A 19,030-nucleotide genomic window follows, 5' to 3' on the forward strand; every position below is an offset into this window, starting at 1 on the left:
AATAAATAGAAAAGTAGCTTCATGTATCCAATTTACAAAAATAGAATTTATTTAAAAACTTAAAGTGTAATCGGAAACTTTTCATGCTTAATTTATTTACACATGGTATAGTGCTAAACTATTAGAAATGACTATAAAATTAACTCAAAACTGAAAAGCTATTCAAAAATAACCTTAAACACATGTTTGTTTCTAGAAGGAGATGTCACTTCCAAAAAATAAACACCTGCAGATATGTTGTTTAGGTCAATAACCTTATTGGTTAGAATGTGATCCATGCGTTTTACCAGACGTCCTTGGAGATCAAAACAGCGTAAGTTGAAGAATTCATCGTTAGCACTTGAAAGGGTTACACTACCAGTTGAAAGGTTTGGCCAAATATTATAATGATTGTTATTTAAATCCTCATTTCCTAATGCCCTAGGATAAAATTTAGCCACAAACATAGTTGAATAATTATCCTCTGGATTCTCCGTAATAACGGACTCTTGTAACGCATCTATCGTTGCTATGCCCTGTTCGCTTTGTGTAGTACCAACAATATAAAACTCATTATTTGTGGATAAAACCGTTTTAGCACGATTAACCTCTTCGCCTTCGCCACCATAATAACTTACAAAATCTAATTGACCTAAATCATTGAATTTTGCAAAATAAACATCGCTGTTTGTTGTGTTATTACCTAGGTTTAATTCTGTTTGGTATGCATTTGATGAAGCAATGCCTTCTGTTTCATCAGTAAGTCCAGTGAGCCAAATACTATCATCATCTCCAAAACTAACATAGCTTCTTATTCCAGAAATTCCTGAACCGCCAAAATATGTTGTCCATACTGGCTGCCCATCCAGATCCATTTTAAGTAAAAAATCGTCACTAATACCCAACCTTTGTGTTTGATACACAGTACTACCAATGGACAAACCTTGATTATAAGTATAACCTGCCATATAAAGAAAACCATTATACAATCGTAAATTTATACCTATATCTGTACTCGTACCTCCAAAATATGTTGACCAAATTCGATTCCCAACAGTATCAAATTTGGAAATAAAATTACTCAATTCTCCTGGATTTTGTGATTGATATACAGCATCTGAAGATCCGAAGTAACCAGAATTATCGGATGTAACACCAGAAATATAAATATTTTCATTTTCATCTAAACCAATCCCACCAATTTCTAAAAGTATGGGATTAACGTCGTTCATTTCCGATCCATAATAAGTAGCCCAAATTCGCTCACCTGTATGGGTAAATTTGACTAAAAAAAAGCCTGTCGATTTTCGGAAGTTCCTAATATAGTTGATTGGAAACTATTAGGAGTTGCCATGTAATTACTTGATTTTGTCCTACCACAAACATAAACACTAGTTGCGCTTACCTCAATCGACACAATCTGATCCTCTTTTTCACCGTCATAATAGCTTCCATAAAGTAACTCTCCGCTACTTGAAAATTTAACCAAAAAGCCAGCATCATTTTTAGGTTCTTCGCCAGATCCAGAAACCATTGTGGTCTGATAACCATCTTGTGTGGCAATATTTATTGAGCTTGAAGTTTGACCAACGATATAAATATTATCTTGATCATCAATAACTATTTGATTTGCGGAATCGTAACCTTCTCAACCATAATAAGTTGCCCAAATTAAGTTTCCTTGGGGAGACAATTTTGTAATTAATACATCGCGCGTACCACCACCATAATCACTTTGATGTGCGTTAGGTGTAGCGTAATTAGTTACATCATTTATAGCACTATTGCCTATATTTGATAAAATATAAATATTACCAAAAGCATCAACCACAGCATCTTGCTGTTCATTAAATCTATTACCATAATAAGTTCCCCAATCTAATTCATAAGGAATTGTCTGTGCTATGGCACATACATTTCCTATTAAAATAATTAGAGTCAACAATACTATTTTATTCAAAATACTTAAAGCTTTAGAAATAGCATTACTTAAAAGCTAATATTCCTTTTTAAATATACCAATTATCAAACAAATAGAAAAATTTAAGTGTTAAATTATGAAGTACTATTCTTATTTTTTATATTCAGAGTTGTTAAATCGTATATTATAATATGACCATCAGAACCTTCAGTTAAAATTTCTTAATGGTAAAAATTCAATTATAAAGGATCTTAATACATTATGATTTCATTTTAAATATATACATAAGAAAAGAGCTAATCGGTAATTTGGCTTGTTTTACTTTTTCGTCTTTTATAATTTTTAAAAATCGCATCAAATAAAACGGTTACTAATACAAGACTTGCCCCTATATAAAATGGAGGAGACATCTTTTCGGTTTCTGGAAAAAGCATTAAAGCGATTGCAATACCATAAAGTGGTTCTAGATTATAACTTAAAATAACCGTAAATGGACTTATATAACGCATTACATCTACAGAACCAATAAATGCATATGCTGTACAGATAGATGCTAAAATGAATAAATACATCCAATCTGAATTTGATAATGTAAAGAACTCAGCATTGAATGTTTTACCTGACAATAAAATGAAAACTGTTAAAAAAAGTACGCCACTTATAAACTCGTAAAACGAAATAACTGTGGCATTATGTTTCTCAATAAAACGACCATTTATAACGGCAAATAAAGTAGAAAATAAAGCTGAAAACAGCCCCAAAATAATGCCGTTAACATAACCCATCTCGCTACTGGTGATTAAAACCACTCCCAATACTACTATAATACCAAAGATAATTTCATAGCCCAAAATACGTCGTTTAAAAAATAAAGGCTCAATGAACGAAGCAAAAAAGGCACCTGAAGAAAACATGGCCAAAGCAATGGATATGTTAGCTTGGTTAATGGCTTCAAAAAAAGTAATCCAATGTAATGCGATAATAACTCCAGCCGCAGAAAATTGCCAAAATGTTTTGCTAGAAATCTTAATATTTAATCGAATGATTTTGATGTAGATAAACATTAAAATTCCAGCGATAGCCATTCTGTACCATACGAGTTCTAGCGCTCCAATAGTAATTAACTCACCTAATATAGCGGTAAATCCAGCAATTATGACTAGAAAATGTAAATGTAAATAATGCTTAAGTTTAGCGTTTGGCATTTTGCAGCAGATATATAGCTAAAATACCAAATATAACATTAGGAAACCATACTGCTACTAAAGCCGAAAAATTAGACTGCTCTGCCATAACGCCAAAAACCTTATCAAAAAAGACATAAATCATAGCAATAGCAATACCAACAGCAAGATTAACTCCCATACCTCCGCGTCGTTTTACAGAAGATACGGCAACAGCAATAATTGTAAGAATAAATATAGAAACAGGAATACTCCATTTTCTTAATTTCACTACTTCATAACGGCCAATATTAGGAGAGCCTCGTCTTTTTTCTGCAGCAATAAACTTAAGTAAATCCCCATACGATTTTGTTTCTGCGGCATACTGAACAGGAGTCAAATCTTCGAGTTCAAATGGTAAATCCAGTTGTTTTCTATTTTCTCTTTCTACTGTTTCTATTCCATTGTTAAAAGAACGTTTCATATAGTTGGTAAGCTGATATGTACTATCTTCTTCTGTGTAGCGAATATTACTTGCGAAAATTTTATACTTCATTTCGTTGCCTTCAAAATGTTCGTAGGTAAAATTCTGACCCGATTTATTTCTTGGTATAAAGTTACTCACATAGATATAATCATTGTCATTAATTTGTTGATAGACATCTCTTGTTTGCTGTACTTTCCGATTCTTTCTTAAATATTTAAATTTAAATTCATTAAACCCTTGGCTAGCTATTGGAGCTAAATACATCCCTAAAAACAGAGCGAAGCTAGCAACAATTGTAGCTCCAATTATATAAGGTCTTAAAAAGCGTGAAAATGAAACTCCAGAACTTAAAAAAGCAACGATTTCTGTATTATTAGCTAGTTTGGATGTAAACCAAATAACAGATAAAAATAAAAATAAAGGAAATAGAAGGTTTGCAAAATAAACCGTAAAATCTAAATAATAATATGCAACTTCTCCAAAAGGTACATCATTTTCTAACATTTTACCTACTTTTTCGGCCAGATCTACTGTAATTCCAATAGGAACAAACAGCAATAACATCATGAGGAATGTAAGCAAATAGCGTTTTAATATGTACCAGTCTAGAATTTTCAATTTTGTTATTTCGTCTTTAATTGTTTCGTTTAATTTATTCTTTTTAGTTTCAAATGTTACAAACGGTTATCCATTTGTTTTACCATTTTATCTTTCCATGTTCTAAAATCTCCTGCAATAATATGTTTTCTGGCTTCTCTCGTTAACCAAAGGTAAAATCCAAGATTATGAATGGTTGCAATTTGTTTCCCTAATAATTCATTAACAGAAAATAAGTGTCTTAAATACGCTTTACTATACTCTGTATCTACAAATGTAATTCCCATTTCATCTATTGGCGAAAAATCATCAGCCCATTTTAGATTCTTAATATTAATAGAACCATGAGCCGTAAACAACATGCCATTTCTAGCATTTCGTGTTGGCATTACACAATCAAACATATCTACACCTAACGCTATATTTTCTAATATATTGATTGGCGTTCCAACTCCCATTAAATAGCGTGGTTTATCTTCAGGTAAAATACTACATACCACATCTGTCATGGCATACATTTCTTCTGCTGGCTCTCCCACAGAAAGTCCACCAATAGCATTCCCTTCTGCACCAGCATTCGCAATATATTCTGCCGATTGTTGTCTTAAATCTTTATAAGTACTTCCCTGAACAATCGGAAAAAATGTTTGTTCATAATCATATTTAAAAGGGGTCTTTTTTAAATGTGTTAAACAACGCTCTAACCAACGATGCGTCATATGCATAGAACGTTTAGCATAGTTATAATCACATGGATAAGGTGTACACTCATCAAAAGCCATAATAATATCGGCTCCAATACTACGCTGTACTTCCATCACATTTTCTGGCGTAAACACATGGTAGCTACCATCAATATGAGATTTAAACTTTACACCTTCTTCTTTAATCTTTCTATTAGAAGACATGGAATATACTTGGTAACCTCCAGAATCTGTTAAAATATTACGATCCCAATTCATAAATTTATGCAAACCTCCAGCTTGTTCTAAAATTGGAGTTTGAGGTCTTAAATAAAGGTGATAGGTATTTCCTAGAATAATATCTGGGTTAATATCATTTTTCAATTCTCTTTGATGCACTCCCTTAACCGAAGCCACTGTGCCTACGGGCATAAAGATAGGAGTTTCTATAGTACCGTGATCTGTTGTAATAGATCCTGCTCTTGCTTTAGTTTCTTTATCGTTTGCTACTCTTGTAAATTTCATGTGTATGTACTTATTATTTTTCAGTGGACACATGTTGTTTACTATTAATCATTTGTTTAACCAATAATAATTTTAGCATGCTTGTTTCCCGAATTGTAAGTCAGATGGCAAATATAAATAACTCAAAAACATTACTTCTTAATAAAATCCAAATAATCAATTAAAATTGTTAGCAAATCATACAATTCGTTAATAAGTGCACCTTTTCAACTTTTGAAAACCCTTAGTAAAAAGTTACTTTTGTAGCATAAAACTTAAGCAATATAACATGCCAAACATTAAAGAATTAACTGATTTAACTACTCAAGTTCGTAGAGATATTTTACGAATGGTACACAAAGTAAACTCTGGCCATCCAGGAGGATCATTAGGTTGTGCCGAATTTTTTGTTTCTCTATACCAAGAGCTCATGGAAACTAAAGATGGTTTTAACATGGACGGAATTGGAGAAGATTTATTTTTTCTTTCCAACGGACATATTTCACCTGTATACTATAGTGTATTGGCAAGGTCTGGCTATTTTCCTGTTGAAGAATTAAATACGTTTAGACTTATAGATTCGCGTTTACAAGGTCATCCAACTACACATGAAGGGCTACCAGGCATCAGAATTGCATCTGGTTCTTTAGGACAAGGCATGTCTGTAGCACTTGGTGCAGCACAAGCAAAGAAACTGAACAATGATAATCACTTAATATATAGTCTTCATGGTGATGGTGAACTTCAAGAGGGTCAAAACTGGGAAGCCATAATGTATGCTTCGGCTAAAAAAGTGGATAATCTAATTTCTACAATAGATTTAAACCAACAACAAATTGATGGTTCTACAGATGACGTTTTACCAATGGGCAGTCTAAGGGCTAAATTTGAAGCTTTTGGTTGGACCGTTTTAGATATTGAAAAAGGTAATGATATTGAAGCTGTTATAAAAGGTATGAAAGAGGCTAAATCCTTAACAGGAAAAGGGAAACCTGTTTGTGTTTTATTACACACAGTTATGGGTAATGGCGTTGATTTTATGATGCATACACACGCTTGGCATGGTAAAGCACCAAACGATGAGCAACTAGCTAATGGCTTAGCTCAAAACCCTGAAACTTTAGGAGATTACTAAAAAAAGTCTAATTAAACAGATACCCATTTTTATGGGCATTATTATGAAAACATATACATACACAGAAAAAAAAGATACAAGAAGTGGTTTTGGTGCTGGTTTAGCAGAACTTGGAAGAACCAATCCTAATGTTGTAGCACTTTGTGCTGATTTAATTGGATCTTTAAAAATGGACGAATTCATTAAAGAAAATCCAGAACGTTTTTTCCAAATTGGAATTGCAGAAGCTAACATGATGGGAATTGCTGCTGGTTTAACCATTGGTGGAAAAATCCCTTTTACAGGAACGTTTGCTAATTTCTCTACAGGCCGCGTTTATGATCAAATTCGTCAATCTATTGCTTACTCAGGTAAAAATGTAAAAATTTGTGCATCGCACGCTGGTTTAACTCTAGGTGAAGATGGAGCGACACATCAAATTTTAGAAGATATTGGATTAATGAAAATGTTACCTGGAATGGTGGTTATTAATCCATGTGATTACAATCAAACCAAAGCAGCAACTATAGCTATTGCAGACTATGATGGCCCTGTATATTTAAGATTTGGTCGTCCGTCTGTTCCAATTTTTACTCCTGCAGATCAGAAATTTGAGATTGGTAAAGCTATTAAATTTACTGAAGGTACAGATGTAACTATAGTTGCAACTGGGCATTTGGTTTGGGAAGCTCTAGAAGCATCAAAAGCATTACATGAAGCTGGTATTTCTGCCGAAGTGATAAACATTCACACAATAAAACCTTTAGATGATAAAGCTATTTTAGACTCTGTGGCTAAAACAGGTTGTATTGTTACTGCCGAAGAGCACAATTATCTTGGTGGTTTAGGAGAAAGTGTTGCTAGAGTTTTAGCACAACATCATCCAACACCTCAAGAATTTGTAGCTACAAACGATACTTTTGGTGAATCGGGTACTCCAGCGCAACTCATGGAAAAATATGGATTGAATAGTGATGCCATTCAAAATGCTGTTAAAAAAGTATTGAAAAGAAAATAACTTCATTTTGGCAACGTTTTTGATATTACACATGTTAATCTTAAAAACGAACATTATGAAACATTTGAAAAAATCGGTTACCCTAACTGTAATTTTAGCTTTTATTGGATTTAGCATTAATGCACAAAACGAAAGTTTATTTGGTTTTAAAGGAGGTTTAAATTACAGTGCTAACGGAGATTATTTTGAATCTATTGGTGATAATGCCAAAAACCCTGATCGCAACGTAGGCTATCATATTGGTGTTTTTGGAAAAATAGGAAACAAGCTTTATTTAAGACCTGAGTTGGTTTATACAGCAACAAAAAGTGATTATAATAGCAATGTGTTTTCGGTTAAAAAAATTGATGCTCCGGTATTAGTTGGTATTAAAGTGCTAGGCCCATTGAGTGTATTTGCAGGACCTTCGTTTCAATACATATTAGACACCGAATTTGAAGGTATTTCTATTGACAACGTTAATGATGATTTTTCTGTAGGATTAAATTTTGGAATTGGAGTTAACTTCAATAAAATAGGTATAGATCTTAGATACGAAAGAGGATTTAATACTAACGAAGCAACTTTTATAAACAACAATATTGGAGCTGGTGCAGTAAGTAGAATTGATACAAGACCAGATCAATTAATACTAAGTTTATCTATAGGATTATAAACTTAATGAAATAAAAAAGCCGCTCAATAAATGAGCGGCTTTTTTTTACTTTTTACTGAACTAAATTTCTTTAAAAATCATTGTTCGTTATAATTAATTTCAATTGTTGCGTCTAAATAATCTGGAATACCATCATTATTAGAATCTGCAATAGTTACTGTGTTAATTGTAATTACACCATCATTAACAGATCGACTACGTTCAAACTCATTTGCCGCTAAAACGGGCTCAACTTCTCCCATATTTGTATCTACAGTATATGTTGTTGGAATCAATTCATCTATTGTTAAAACACCATCACCGTCATCATTATTATCAATAAAATTAGGAAGCGAGTCTTCGTCCGTATTATCATCATCTACGTCCAAATCTCCATCTAAGTCTTCTATATAAGATGGAATTCCATCATTATCATGATCAACAACTTCATATTGAAGTAATTCAAACTTAAAAATAAGATTATCATAAGAAGAACCAGTAGTAATAGCAGAAAAATAAGCTAAACCAGAAGGTACAAACATTACACCTAATCCAAAATCTGTATAGTTAACAACACCATCTACTACACCATCTACGTAACCTGCTTTAAATGTAGGTAAAACAAGCTGCCATGCCTTTATAGCTCCAGCAATTGTATAACCATCCGACTGTAAGTTTAAATCTATTGGTGTAGCTGAAGATTCAAAAACCGCTTCCTCTCCTCCTGCTACTTCATTTACAGAACTTCCTTCATATCTTACACGCAAAGCATCTGTAAATTTAGGTGTACCACCACTTCCTTGATTTAAACTTAAAACATAATACTTGTACTCTGTTTCAAAATAAGTTACTGTACGTGTTTCTACAACATCCATAAGAACGGTTTCGTTGTCTGGATTTACATGATTTCCATTAACATCTAAAGGTAATTCCGAAATTATGATGTCCGAATATTTATGATTTGAACCAGTCTCAAAAAAGCTAGAATTGTAATAATGTGTTTCAAGATAATTTACAATGGCAGCATCATCTATAACTTGTTGTTCTGTTCTATCTGCAATGACTATAGATGTTCCTGTATCATCATCACTACTACAAGAGATAAAGACTGTTATTAGAGTTAATAAAAAAAGGGTAATTTTTAAAGTTTTAATTTTCATAGAAATATATATTGTTCATGTTTAACCATCAGTAAGTTAACACACAAAATTCATTATTGCATATTTTTAAGGCGCAAGATACAATAATATAATATTTTTGTACTACAACATTAACGTAGTTTTTAGTAAATTAAGATATGCGAATAGACAAATATTTATGGTGCGTGAGGTATTACAAAACACGAAGTATTGCGACAAAAGCTTGTAAAAAAGGACAAGTAAAAGTTAATGGCGTAGCAATAAAACCATCTAGAGAAGTTTTTCCAACAGATAAAATAGAACTTAGAAAGGATCAAATTATATATCAGCTTACCGTTAATGATTTACCTCCCAATCGTGTAGGAGCTAAATTAGTTGACCTATACAGAACAGATACAACACCAAAGTCTGCTTTTGAAGCTAAAGAGCTTTTAAAATATAGTAAAGACTACTACAGAAAGAAAGGTGTAGGGCGTCCTACTAAAAAAGACAGACGCGATATAGATGATTTTTATAACGATGAGGAAGAATAATAACTTCCTCTTTTTTAACATGAATAACTTAAACAAAAATTACTGGGAAAATAGATATACCAACAACCAAATTGGTTGGAATATTGGCGCCATCTCTACTCCGCTTAAAACTTACATTAATCAATTAAAGGATAAATCATTAAAAATTCTAATTCCTGGTGCTGGTAATAGTTATGAAGCCGAATATTTATGGAATAAGGGCTTTAAAAATGTTTATGTTTTGGATTTTGCTCAACAGCCTTTAGTTAATTTAAAAAATCGCGTTCCTAAATTTCCTCAAGACCAACTTTTAAATGCTGACTTTTTTGCATTAAGTAACAACTTTGATCTTATTATTGAACAAACCTTTTTTTGTGCACTAAACCCAATCTTGAGACAACAGTATGTTGAACAGATGCATCACTTATTAAAACCTAAGGGAAAACTTGTTGGCTTATTATTTAATTTTGAATTAACGGAGGAAGGACCTCCTTTTGGCGGAAATGAAACTGAATATAAATCACTTTTTAAGAATAAGTTTAAAATAAAAATTCTAGAACCATCAATTAATTCTATAAAAGAAAGACAAGGTAAAGAACTGTTTTTTATCTTTGAAAGCCTTTAAGAGGCATTTGACTTACCTTAATTACAGTCAACTTAAATTGTTAAGCTACAAATTGTCGCTTATTGTAAATTTTAATCTTGTAAAGAGCAGCCATGGCACTAACTAAAAACACCATTTTAAGTCATAAAGAAATAGAGCATAAAATAAAACGAATTGCTTACCAAATTTATGAAAGTAATGCCAATGAGACAGAACTCATTATTGCAGGTATTGAGAACAATGGTTATCTATTAGCAAAGAAAATAAAATCCAATTTAGATAAAATCTCTGATATAGAATCTACCTTATGTAAAGTCACCATAAATAAAGCGGAACCAACAGAACCTATTAAAACATCTATTAGTAAAGAAAGTTACACCAATAAATCGTTGGTATTAATTGATGATGTATTAAACTCTGGTAGCACTTTAATATATGGCATTAAACACTTTTTAGATGTGCCACTCAAACAGTTTAAAACTGCTGTTTTGGTTAATCGAAATCATAAAAAATATCCTGTTAAGGCCGACTTTAAAGGTATTTCACTTTCTACATCTTTATTTGAACATGTTCATGTAAATTTATCTAAACAACCTTACGAGGCCTATTTAGATTAAGTAAACTAAAAGTTCTTCTAAAACTTCCTGAGGGGTTTTATGGTCTGTATTTAACGTGTATTGCGCCTGACTGTAATAATGTGAACGCTCAAATAAATGTTTTCCAATAAACTCCATTAAATCATCTTCAGAATTTATTCTACTTATTAAGGGTCTATTTTCGCGTTCTAAGAATAATCGGGTTGTTAATAGAGGAATTGAAAGCTTTAAATAAAACGACTTCAAATTAGGGTGCTCTACCATAAGTTTCATGTTTTCTCCATAACAAGGTGTACCTCCACCTAATCCTAGCACAAGGTTTTTAGAAGAATTTAAAATTTCGGTTAAATATTCCGTTTCCTTTTTTCTAAAATAAATCTCTCCCTTTGTTTTAAATATTTCGGAAATAGATTTTTCTTCTTTATCAGAAATGTACGCATCTAAATCTAAAAAACTGTACTTCAAAGCCGTAGCCAATTCCTTACCAATAGTTGATTTTCCCGATCCCATATATCCTATTAAAACTATAATCATAACACTTACAAATTGATTATTAAACCCATAGGTTTGTTCACAACAAAAAAACAAAAAAAAATTTAAAAAAGTGTTGTTAAATTAAAGAAAGCTTATATATTTGCACCCTCGTTAGAGAAAAGCATTATGACTAGTTAGCTCAGTTGGCAGAGCATCTCCCTTTTAAGGAGAGGGTCCTGGGTTCGAGCCCCAGACTGGTCACTAAAAAAAGGTTAAGCGTAATGCTTAACTTTTTTTTTGGTCTAAACGTAACTCACACTTTAAGATAAGCGATTAATTAAAAAATAAACTAACAAAACAAAAAAAACAGTTAAAACACGTAGTATCAAATCACTACAAAACGAATAATTACATATTAAATAAATATTCTAGGACACTTAAAACCGTCATCAAATAAAAAAAAATATTTTTTTTTGATTCTGTTCTTTGTATTTATATAAAGGTTTTATATTTGCACCCTCGTTAGAAAAAAACATAACGACTAGTTAGCTCAGTTGGCAGAGCATCTCCCTTTTAAGGAGAGGGTCCTGGGTTCGAGCCCCAGACTGGTCACTAAAAAAAAGGTTAAGCGTAATGCTTAACTTTTTTTATATTTACTTCATTATTTTGCGCACGTGGCGGAATTGGTAGACGCGCCAGCTTGAGGGGTTGGTGGACATTAGTCCGTGGAAGTTCGAGTCTTCTCGTGCGCACAATTACTTAAAAATCACATTTATATTCTTCACTAATAAATAAGCCTTCACTAGGTTTCATTGCATTTTACAATTCTTTTTTTTCATAATTTTTGTTAATTCTAAACTTCGTATTGGTATAAACCTTATTTTTGTTTAAACATTTTCAAAAAAAAATGAACAATATTAAAGATAGGTTTAGCATTAAAGATCTAGAAAACTTTACCGGAATTAAAGCACACACGATTAGAATTTGGGAAAAGCGTTATAATTTGCTCGAGCCCAAACGTACAGAAACAAATATTAGATATTACGACTTAGCTAATTTTCAAAAGCTTCTTAACGTAAGTTATCTTAATAATAATGGCTATAAAATATCTAAGATTGCAACCATTGATTCTCAGAAAATCCCGCAATTAGTAAGAGAAATTGCAACGGAATCAAATATGGAGAGCCATGCCATAAATGCTTTTAAACTTTCCATGCTTAATTTTGACCAAGCTCTCTTTTATAAGACTTATGATACGCTTCTTAATGAAAAAGCTTTTCAAGATATTTTTTACAACATTCTTATACCCTTCTTATCAGAAATTGGATTGCTATGGCAGACAGACACAATTACTCCTGCTCACGAACATTTTGTTTCTACACTTATCCGCCAGAAAATACTAGTCAATACCGAAAAAATTCAGGCCAAACAAATGCACACATCCAATAAAACATTTGTGCTTTATTTGCCTGATAACGAAATACACGAACTGGGCTTAATGTTTATTAATTATGAGATTATTAGACACGGCTACAGGTCTATATTTTTAGGGCCAAGTGTTCCAATACAAAGTCTTAGAGATATTAAAAACTACTATGATGAGATTATTTTTGTATCTTATTTTACTGTTAAGCCTGAAAAAGAAAATCTTTTAAGCTACATAGAAGAATTTGATGATGCCTTGTTAAAAAACTCTAATACGAGTTTCTGGGTTTTAGGAAAAATGTTAGATGGTATTGACAAAATGCAATTACCTGAACATATTAAACCATTCGATTCTATTAAAGCACTAATTAAAGAATTATAAATTAATGTCTAAAACAATATCCATAATAGGTTCTGGTTTTTCAGCTCTATCGGCAGCATGCTATCTAGCTAAAGCAGGACATACTGTTTCTATCTACGAAAAAAATGATACTGTAGGAGGAAGAGCAAGACAACTTATTAAAGATGGATTTACCTTTGACATTGGCCCAAGTTGGTATTGGATGCCTGATGTTTTTGAAAAATTCTTTAACGACTTTGGAAAAACCACCAGTGACTACTACCAACTAGACAAGCTCAGTCCTGCTTATAAAATCTTCTTTTTAGACGATGTAATTACCATAGGTGATCACATGGATAAAATTTGTGAAGAATTTGAACGTATTGAAGCAGGAAGCTCTAAACCATTAAGAAAATTTATAACAAGAGCACAAGAGCACTACGATATTGCAATAAATAAAGTTGTACTAAAACCAGGTGTTTCACCTTTTGAGTTGGTATCTAAGGAAACCATTACAAGAGTAGACCAGTTTTTTAAAACCATAAGCTCAGAAGTTCGTAAAAACTTTAAAAATCCAAAACTTATTTCAACACTAGAGTTTCCTGTTTTGTTTTTAGGTGCAAAACCTAATCAGACACCTTCTTTTTATAGTTTTATGAATTTTGCAGATTTTGGCTTAGGAACATGGCACCCTAAAGGAGGTATGTATGAAATTATTAAAGCCATGCAAAGCTTAGCAGAAAGCATAGGCGTCTCTATTTATACAAACAGCAATGTTAAAAAGATAACGGTTAAAAACAATACCGCTGAAAGCATCACTGTTAATGAAAAAATTATTCCTTCTGATATTGTTTTAAGTGGCGCAGATTACCATCATACAGAAACCTTACTAGAAAAACAACACAGACAGTATAGCGAAGCTTATTGGAACAAACGAACATTTGCTCCTTCTTCCCTACTCTTTTATATTGGTTTTGATAAAAAACTACAAAATATAGAACATCATAATTTATTTTTTGACACAGATTTTGAAATTCACGCAAAAGACATCTATGACAATCCTAAATGGCCAGAAGAACCTTTGTTTTATGCCAATTTTCCTTCTGTTACAGATAAAACTATGACGCCTCAGCATTGTGAAACAGGTTTTTTCCTCATTCCTATTGCGCCTGGTTTAGAAGACACACCTCAATTACGTGACCACTATTTTAATCTTATTATAAAACGTTTTGAAAAAAGAACAGATCAAAATGTTCAAAAACATATTCTTTTTAAGTCGTCTTTTTGTGTTAATGATTTTATAAGCGAATACAATTCTTATAAAGGAAATGCTTATGGCTTGGCTAACACTTTAACGCAAACAGCCTTTTTAAGACCAAAATTAAAAAGCAAAAAAGTTAAAGACTTATATTTTACGGGGCAATTAACTGTACCTGGACCAGGTGTACCTCCAGCCTTAATATCGGGAAAATTAGTGTCAGAACTAATTCAAAAAAATTAATTTTAATAACACACAGTATGAAATCAATTTTCGACAATGTCTCTAGAGAATGTAGTAAAGCAGTTACTAACGCTTACAGTACATCATTCTCATTAGCTACAAAAATGTTATCACATAGCATAAGGCAAGATATTTACAATATTTACGGATTTGTAAGATTTGCTGATGAGATTGTTGATACATTTCATGACTATAACAAAGAACAGCTTTTTAACAATTTTGAAAGGGATTTAGAAGCTGCTTTAGAAGATAGAATTAGCTTAAACCCTATTTTAAATTCCTTTCAAGAAACCTATCACAACTATGGCATTGACAAACATTTGGTAGACTCTTTTATGAGCAGCATGCGACTTGATCTTCACAAAACAGATTATTTAACCCATGATGAATACGAAGAGTACATTTATGGTTCGGCAGATGTTGTTGGATTAATGTGTCTAAAAGTTTTTGTTAAGGGTGATACTGAAAAATATGAAGACCTAAAGGCATCTGCAATGAGCCTAGGTTCAGCTTTTCAAAAAGTCAATTTCTTACGTGATTTAAAAGCCGACTTTGAAGGTTTAAATAGAACTTATTTTCCAGATACGGATTTGAATCAATTAGACGAAACTTCAAAAAAAGCAATTATATCTGATATAGAATCTGATTTTGAAAAAGGATTACAAGGCATAAAACGATTACCTTTAGAAGCTAAATTTGGAGTATTTATGGCTTATCGTTATTATAGTCAATTATTAGATAAACTGAAAAAAACTCCTGCTTTACAGATTAAATCGACTAGAATTAGAGTACCTAATTACAGAAAAATAGAGCTACTTACAAGAAGCTATGTTAAATATCAACTGAATTTACTTTAAAAAATAAATAGATAATTATGCAAACTATTTTTTGGATACTGATTTTCTTAAGTACATTCTTTATCATGGAATTCAACGCTTGGTTTACACACAAGTATATTATGCATGGGTTTTTATGGAATTTACACAAAGATCATCACAAAAAAGATCACGATAGTTGGTTTGAACGTAATGATGCCTTTTTTATTTTCTATGCCATTGTTAGTATGGTTTGTTTTTACTTATGGAATTACGAAGCCATTTGGTATTGCCTACCTATAGGATTAGGTATCTTAGTATATGGTGCAGCCTATTTTATTGTTCACGATATATTTATTCACCAACGTTTTAAGTGGCTACGAAACATAGATAATAAATACGCAAGAGGATTGAGACGTGCCCACAAGATTCACCATAAACACTTAGGGAAGGACAAAGGAGAAAACTTCGGAATGTTAATTGTTCCTTTTAAATATTTTAAACAATAACTAATGAATTATCTGTATTTACTTTTAGATTTAGGGTCACTTTCTATACCTTTTATTTACAGTTTTCATCCAAAATTACAGTTTTATAAGCATTGGAAATCTTTATTTATTGCCATCATAATAACCATGTGCTTCTATGTTCCATGGGATATTATATTTACGCACTACGGATTTTGGGGTTTTAATGACGCCTATTTTTTAAAGTATAGAGTCTTCAATTTACCCATTGAAGAATGGTTGTTTTTTATATGTATACCTTATGCTTGTGTATTTACACATTATTCGCTCTTATATTATTTTCCAAACATGAGCGTTTCTAAAAAGACCACAAAAACTATAAGCTACATCTCATTAGCAATATTATCAATGACATTAATTTTTGCCTATGACAAATGGTACACTTTAGTTAATTTTATTTATGCTATTGGTTTAATTCTATTTGTTTTAAAATTTAATATTAAACTTCTGCAAGAATACTACGTAACCTTCTTAGTAATGTTAATTCCTTTTTTTATTGTAAACGGACTATTAACCGGGAGTTGTATTGAAAATGAAGTTGTATGGTATGACAATAGTCAAAATCTTGCTTTTAGAATTTTCACAATTCCTATTGAAGACATGGTATATGCGTTTACACTTATACTTACCAATTTATACCTTATGAAACGCATTAAGCTATAAAAAGCTTAAAACCAAGCTAATCTATTAACGTGTTAAGCATTTCTCTTACTTTGTCGCTATTCCAATCTATAGCACTAGATTCGTCTACAACAATTTCTCCTTCTTTATTAATAATAAAAGTTCTTGGTATCGTCTGAGTTGACAAGGTTGAAGGCACTTGATTTAATGGATTATACACTTCAAAATTAAACCCTTTTTTTGTTTTAAATTTTTCTACAGTTTTAAAATCATCACTAGTAACAAACATAAATTCTACTTTAGCGTTGTAGTCATTATACAACTCTTGAAGACTTGGCATTTCTGCAATACAAGGCGGACACCAGGTTGCCCAAAAGTTTATAAATACAACTTTTCCTTTAGTATCATTAAAACTAATAACCTTATTGGTATCGGATATTAACTGCCAATCTGTATAGCTTACAGACACCCTGTCTTCTTTATTAATAAGTGATGATTGATTCACATAGCTCAACCCCTTATGAAGCGTTACCTGAATAGCACTTCTTGTTTGAGGTATAATAAGTAACAAGATAACCGCAATACCAACAATATTAGAAATTATAGATTTTTTCTTATTTGATTTTTTCATATTCGTATTCCTATAAAATAAAGAAGCGCAACACCATAAATTTGGTATCGCGCTTCAAATCTAACAAATTTAATCTAACTTAACTTTTTGTTACAGTTCCTGAAATAACAGAAACGGGTCCTACTTCCATTGAAATGGTTGTATGCACTGAAGCTTCTTCTGGTACTACATGCGCTAAGGGTTTTAACGTAAAAGGTGCTGGACTATTATCTGGCACTGGTTCAACAGAAATCACGATTGTTGCCCCACGCAAATCGGTTGGAAACGTCATTCCTGCAGGAGCGTTTTGTAAATAATCTTCACCTGGAAAACCTGGTCCATTTCCTGCTTCTCCTTTAAAAACTGAAGTGGCTGCATTATCGTCTGCTAATGTTGGATCTGTAAATGTTCCTGTACTAACTGGTGTTCCATCTATGACTGCCCAACCTTCGTATTTCCAACCCTCAGTTAATGTTGGTAAATCTAATCCTGCAACAGCACTTCCACTAGAGTTGTCTAAAAACCAAACTCCACTTTCCTCGTTAGTATCATCTACATCTGTTGGTGTTGCTAAAATATAGTTACCTGTAGAAGTACTAAAATCTGCAACTATACCATTAGAATTTACACTTGCCAAAGTTCCTGAAAAATCACCTGCTAAAATTTTTGTTGCAGCTGGATCGGGATCAGAATCTACTGCAGGTTCAATAGACAATACAAATGTAGTTGCCATAGCTAACTGTTCTGAATTTACATTAAATGTTTGAGGAAAATCTACACTACTAAATGTTCCTGTAGATACTGGAGATCCATCTACAATAATCCATCCTTCATAAACAAAATCATCACCTAACGCTTCTAAACCATCAAGGTTGAGGGTTAAATTTGAATTTACTGAGCTTGTGTTATCATCATCACTACTACACGAACTGGCAAAAATCCCTAATGCCAATACCGCTAAAATCATTTTTTTCTTCATTGCTTTTTTAATTTTAAAATTATATTTCAAAATTAAACGACCAAAACCTCTTTAAATGTTAGATAGCTAACACTATGCTGATTTTTTTAAGATTCTTATTTCTTTTCTGTTAAAATCTAAGTAATTTTCCTCTTTTAACCCATTAAGAAGGATATTAATTGTTGGTCTCGATGTACCTATAAGCGAAGCAATATCTTTTTGAGTATAGGGATGCTTAATAACATAATCTCCGGTTTTGTCACAGTCGTAACCAAAATCTACACAAAGTTCATCTAGAAATTCAATTAAGCGTGTTTTAGTATCTTTAAACAATAACAATTGTAACCGACGCTCTAATTTTTTAAACTTTAAACCAATGAATTTATAGACTTTAAAACTAAAATTTTGATTGTCTCTCATTAAATCGTGCATGGTATCAACACTTATAGGACATATAGAAGTTTCGTTATCTATGGACTGTGCAAATTCATCACGTTTTTCATCTCCTAAAATTGCTTTTTCCCCAAACAATTCACCTTTAGTAAGAATGGCTTTTACGATTTCATTTCCATCTTCACTGTAATAGCCAATTTTAACTTTTCCATGTTCAATTAAATAAACTTTATTGGCAGCATCTGCTTCAATATAGATATAGTCTTTCTTTTTGTACGAACAAAAATTATGTTCGTTAGTATAAATCTTGACTTTATGAGGGCAGAGTACCTTAAAAAGGTTAACATTATCAAAGAACCACAGTGATTGCATTAGAGGACGTATTTGTTAGATAGTTTAATTGTCGAGATTAAAC

Annotated in this window: 21 protein-coding genes and 3 tRNA genes; 14 read left to right on the forward strand and 10 right to left on the reverse strand. The window is 32.0% G+C overall.

Features of this window, described 5'->3' with window-relative positions; all coding sequences use genetic code 11:
• Positions 1 to 158 precede the first annotated feature (158 nt).
• The 5 genes from KO504_RS04570 to tgt all read right to left on the reverse strand — a co-directional run bounded on the left by KO504_RS04570 (position 159) and on the right by tgt (position 5,355).
• Positions 159 to 1,211 (reverse strand): T9SS type A sorting domain-containing protein, encoded by a 1,053-nt coding sequence (locus KO504_RS04570; protein ID WP_215925154.1) that lies wholly within the window; start codon positions 1,209 to 1,211, stop codon positions 159 to 161.
• 416 nt (positions 1,212 to 1,627) lie between these two features.
• Complete coding sequence (locus tag KO504_RS04575; protein WP_215925155.1) at positions 1,628 to 1,939, reverse strand: hypothetical protein; 312 nt, start codon at positions 1,937 to 1,939, stop codon at positions 1,628 to 1,630.
• Between the two features lie 257 nt (positions 1,940 to 2,196).
• Positions 2,197 to 3,105 (reverse strand): DMT family transporter, encoded by a 909-nt coding sequence (locus KO504_RS04580; protein ID WP_215925156.1) that lies wholly within the window; start codon positions 3,103 to 3,105, stop codon positions 2,197 to 2,199.
• A complete protein-coding gene (locus KO504_RS04585; RefSeq protein ID WP_252723629.1) occupies positions 3,092 to 4,114 on the reverse strand; it encodes an LptF/LptG family permease in 1,023 nt (340 codons plus the stop codon). Before KO504_RS04585 ends, KO504_RS04580 begins: the two co-directional genes overlap by 14 nt.
• A 110-nt stretch (positions 4,115 to 4,224) precedes the next feature.
• Positions 4,225 to 5,355, reverse strand: a complete 1,131-nt coding sequence (gene tgt, locus KO504_RS04590; RefSeq protein WP_215925158.1) for a tRNA guanosine(34) transglycosylase Tgt — start codon at positions 5,353 to 5,355, stop codon at positions 4,225 to 4,227.
• Between the two features lie 268 nt (positions 5,356 to 5,623).
• Here tgt and KO504_RS04595 point away from each other — a divergent pair, with 268 nt between their 5' ends.
• Genes KO504_RS04595 through KO504_RS04605 form a run of 3 tightly spaced genes read left to right on the forward strand, consistent with a single transcriptional unit; the run spans position 5,624 to position 8,121 of the window.
• Complete coding sequence (locus tag KO504_RS04595; RefSeq protein WP_215925159.1) at positions 5,624 to 6,469, forward strand: transketolase; 846 nt, start codon at positions 5,624 to 5,626, stop codon at positions 6,467 to 6,469.
• A 43-nt stretch (positions 6,470 to 6,512) separates the two neighbouring features.
• Positions 6,513 to 7,466 carry a transketolase family protein gene (locus KO504_RS04600; RefSeq protein ID WP_215925160.1) on the forward strand — a complete coding sequence of 318 codons (954 nt, stop codon included), beginning with the start codon at positions 6,513 to 6,515 and terminating at the stop codon, positions 7,464 to 7,466.
• A gap of 55 nt (positions 7,467 to 7,521) precedes the next feature.
• A complete protein-coding gene (locus tag KO504_RS04605) occupies positions 7,522 to 8,121 on the forward strand; it encodes an outer membrane beta-barrel protein (RefSeq protein ID WP_215925161.1) in 600 nt (199 codons plus the stop codon).
• 77 nt (positions 8,122 to 8,198) lie between these two features.
• Here the strand turns inward: KO504_RS04605 and KO504_RS04610 are convergent, their stop codons facing one another.
• A complete protein-coding gene (locus KO504_RS04610) occupies positions 8,199 to 9,260 on the reverse strand; it encodes an FKBP-type peptidyl-prolyl cis-trans isomerase (RefSeq protein ID WP_215925162.1) in 1,062 nt (353 codons plus the stop codon).
• A gap of 137 nt (positions 9,261 to 9,397) precedes the next feature.
• Between KO504_RS04610 and KO504_RS04615 the strand changes: the two genes are divergently transcribed.
• The 3 genes from KO504_RS04615 to KO504_RS04625 all read left to right on the forward strand — a co-directional run bounded on the left by KO504_RS04615 (position 9,398) and on the right by KO504_RS04625 (position 10,972).
• A complete protein-coding gene (locus KO504_RS04615) occupies positions 9,398 to 9,772 on the forward strand; it encodes an RNA-binding S4 domain-containing protein (protein WP_215925163.1) in 375 nt (124 codons plus the stop codon).
• 19 nt (positions 9,773 to 9,791) lie between these two features.
• Positions 9,792 to 10,376, forward strand: coding sequence for a methyltransferase domain-containing protein (locus KO504_RS04620; protein ID WP_215925164.1), 585 nt, complete (start codon positions 9,792 to 9,794; stop codon positions 10,374 to 10,376).
• Between the two features lie 92 nt (positions 10,377 to 10,468).
• The gene (locus KO504_RS04625; protein WP_215925165.1) at positions 10,469 to 10,972 is read left to right on the forward strand and encodes a phosphoribosyltransferase family protein; all 504 of its coding nucleotides are present in this window, start codon (positions 10,469 to 10,471) and stop codon (positions 10,970 to 10,972) included.
• Here KO504_RS04625 and KO504_RS04630 read toward each other — a convergent pair.
• Positions 10,964 to 11,485, reverse strand: coding sequence for a shikimate kinase (locus tag KO504_RS04630; RefSeq protein ID WP_215925166.1), 522 nt, complete (start codon positions 11,483 to 11,485; stop codon positions 10,964 to 10,966). The two genes, KO504_RS04625 and KO504_RS04630, sit on opposite strands and share 9 nt — an antisense overlap.
• 128 nt (positions 11,486 to 11,613) lie before the next feature.
• On the opposite strand from KO504_RS04630, the gene KO504_RS04635 reads away from it, so the two are divergent.
• From KO504_RS04635 to KO504_RS04670, 8 genes are all read left to right on the forward strand, one after another.
• Positions 11,614 to 11,686 (forward strand) — tRNA-Lys (locus KO504_RS04635).
• A 278-nt stretch (positions 11,687 to 11,964) separates the two neighbouring features.
• A tRNA-Lys gene (locus tag KO504_RS04640) sits at positions 11,965 to 12,037 on the forward strand.
• Positions 12,038 to 12,093: 56 nt separating this feature from the next.
• A tRNA-Leu gene (locus KO504_RS04645) sits at positions 12,094 to 12,177 on the forward strand.
• Between the two features lie 155 nt (positions 12,178 to 12,332).
• The gene (locus KO504_RS04650; protein ID WP_215925167.1) at positions 12,333 to 13,232 is read left to right on the forward strand and encodes a MerR family transcriptional regulator; all 900 of its coding nucleotides are present in this window, start codon (positions 12,333 to 12,335) and stop codon (positions 13,230 to 13,232) included.
• Positions 13,233 to 13,236: 4 nt separating this feature from the next.
• Complete coding sequence (locus KO504_RS04655; RefSeq protein WP_215925168.1) at positions 13,237 to 14,691, forward strand: phytoene desaturase family protein; 1,455 nt, start codon at positions 13,237 to 13,239, stop codon at positions 14,689 to 14,691.
• 17 nt (positions 14,692 to 14,708) lie between these two features.
• Positions 14,709 to 15,548: a phytoene/squalene synthase family protein gene (locus KO504_RS04660; protein ID WP_215925169.1), complete on the forward strand. Its 840-nt coding sequence runs from the start codon at positions 14,709 to 14,711 to the stop codon at positions 15,546 to 15,548.
• A 17-nt stretch (positions 15,549 to 15,565) separates the two neighbouring features.
• Positions 15,566 to 16,015: a sterol desaturase family protein gene (locus tag KO504_RS04665; RefSeq protein WP_215925170.1), complete on the forward strand. Its 450-nt coding sequence runs from the start codon at positions 15,566 to 15,568 to the stop codon at positions 16,013 to 16,015.
• Between the two features lie 3 nt (positions 16,016 to 16,018).
• Positions 16,019 to 16,696, forward strand: a complete 678-nt coding sequence (locus KO504_RS04670; RefSeq protein WP_215925171.1) for a lycopene cyclase domain-containing protein — start codon at positions 16,019 to 16,021, stop codon at positions 16,694 to 16,696.
• Positions 16,697 to 16,712: 16 nt separating this feature from the next.
• Here KO504_RS04670 and KO504_RS04675 read toward each other — a convergent pair whose 3' ends face one another.
• The 3 genes from KO504_RS04675 to KO504_RS04685 form a co-directional block, all read right to left on the reverse strand.
• Entirely contained in the window at positions 16,713 to 17,285 is a 573-nt protein-coding gene (locus tag KO504_RS04675) for a TlpA family protein disulfide reductase (protein ID WP_215925172.1), read from the reverse strand.
• 79 nt (positions 17,286 to 17,364) lie between these two features.
• Entirely contained in the window at positions 17,365 to 18,243 is an 879-nt protein-coding gene (locus KO504_RS04680; RefSeq protein WP_215925173.1) for an anti-sigma factor, read from the reverse strand.
• Positions 18,244 to 18,315: 72 nt separating this feature from the next.
• Entirely contained in the window at positions 18,316 to 18,987 is a 672-nt protein-coding gene (locus KO504_RS04685; RefSeq protein WP_215925174.1) for a Crp/Fnr family transcriptional regulator, read from the reverse strand.
• Positions 18,988 to 19,030 lie beyond the last annotated feature (43 nt).

The sequence above is a fragment of the Winogradskyella psychrotolerans genome (assembly GCF_018860565.1).
GTDB lineage: Bacteria > Bacteroidota > Bacteroidia > Flavobacteriales > Flavobacteriaceae > Winogradskyella > Winogradskyella damuponensis.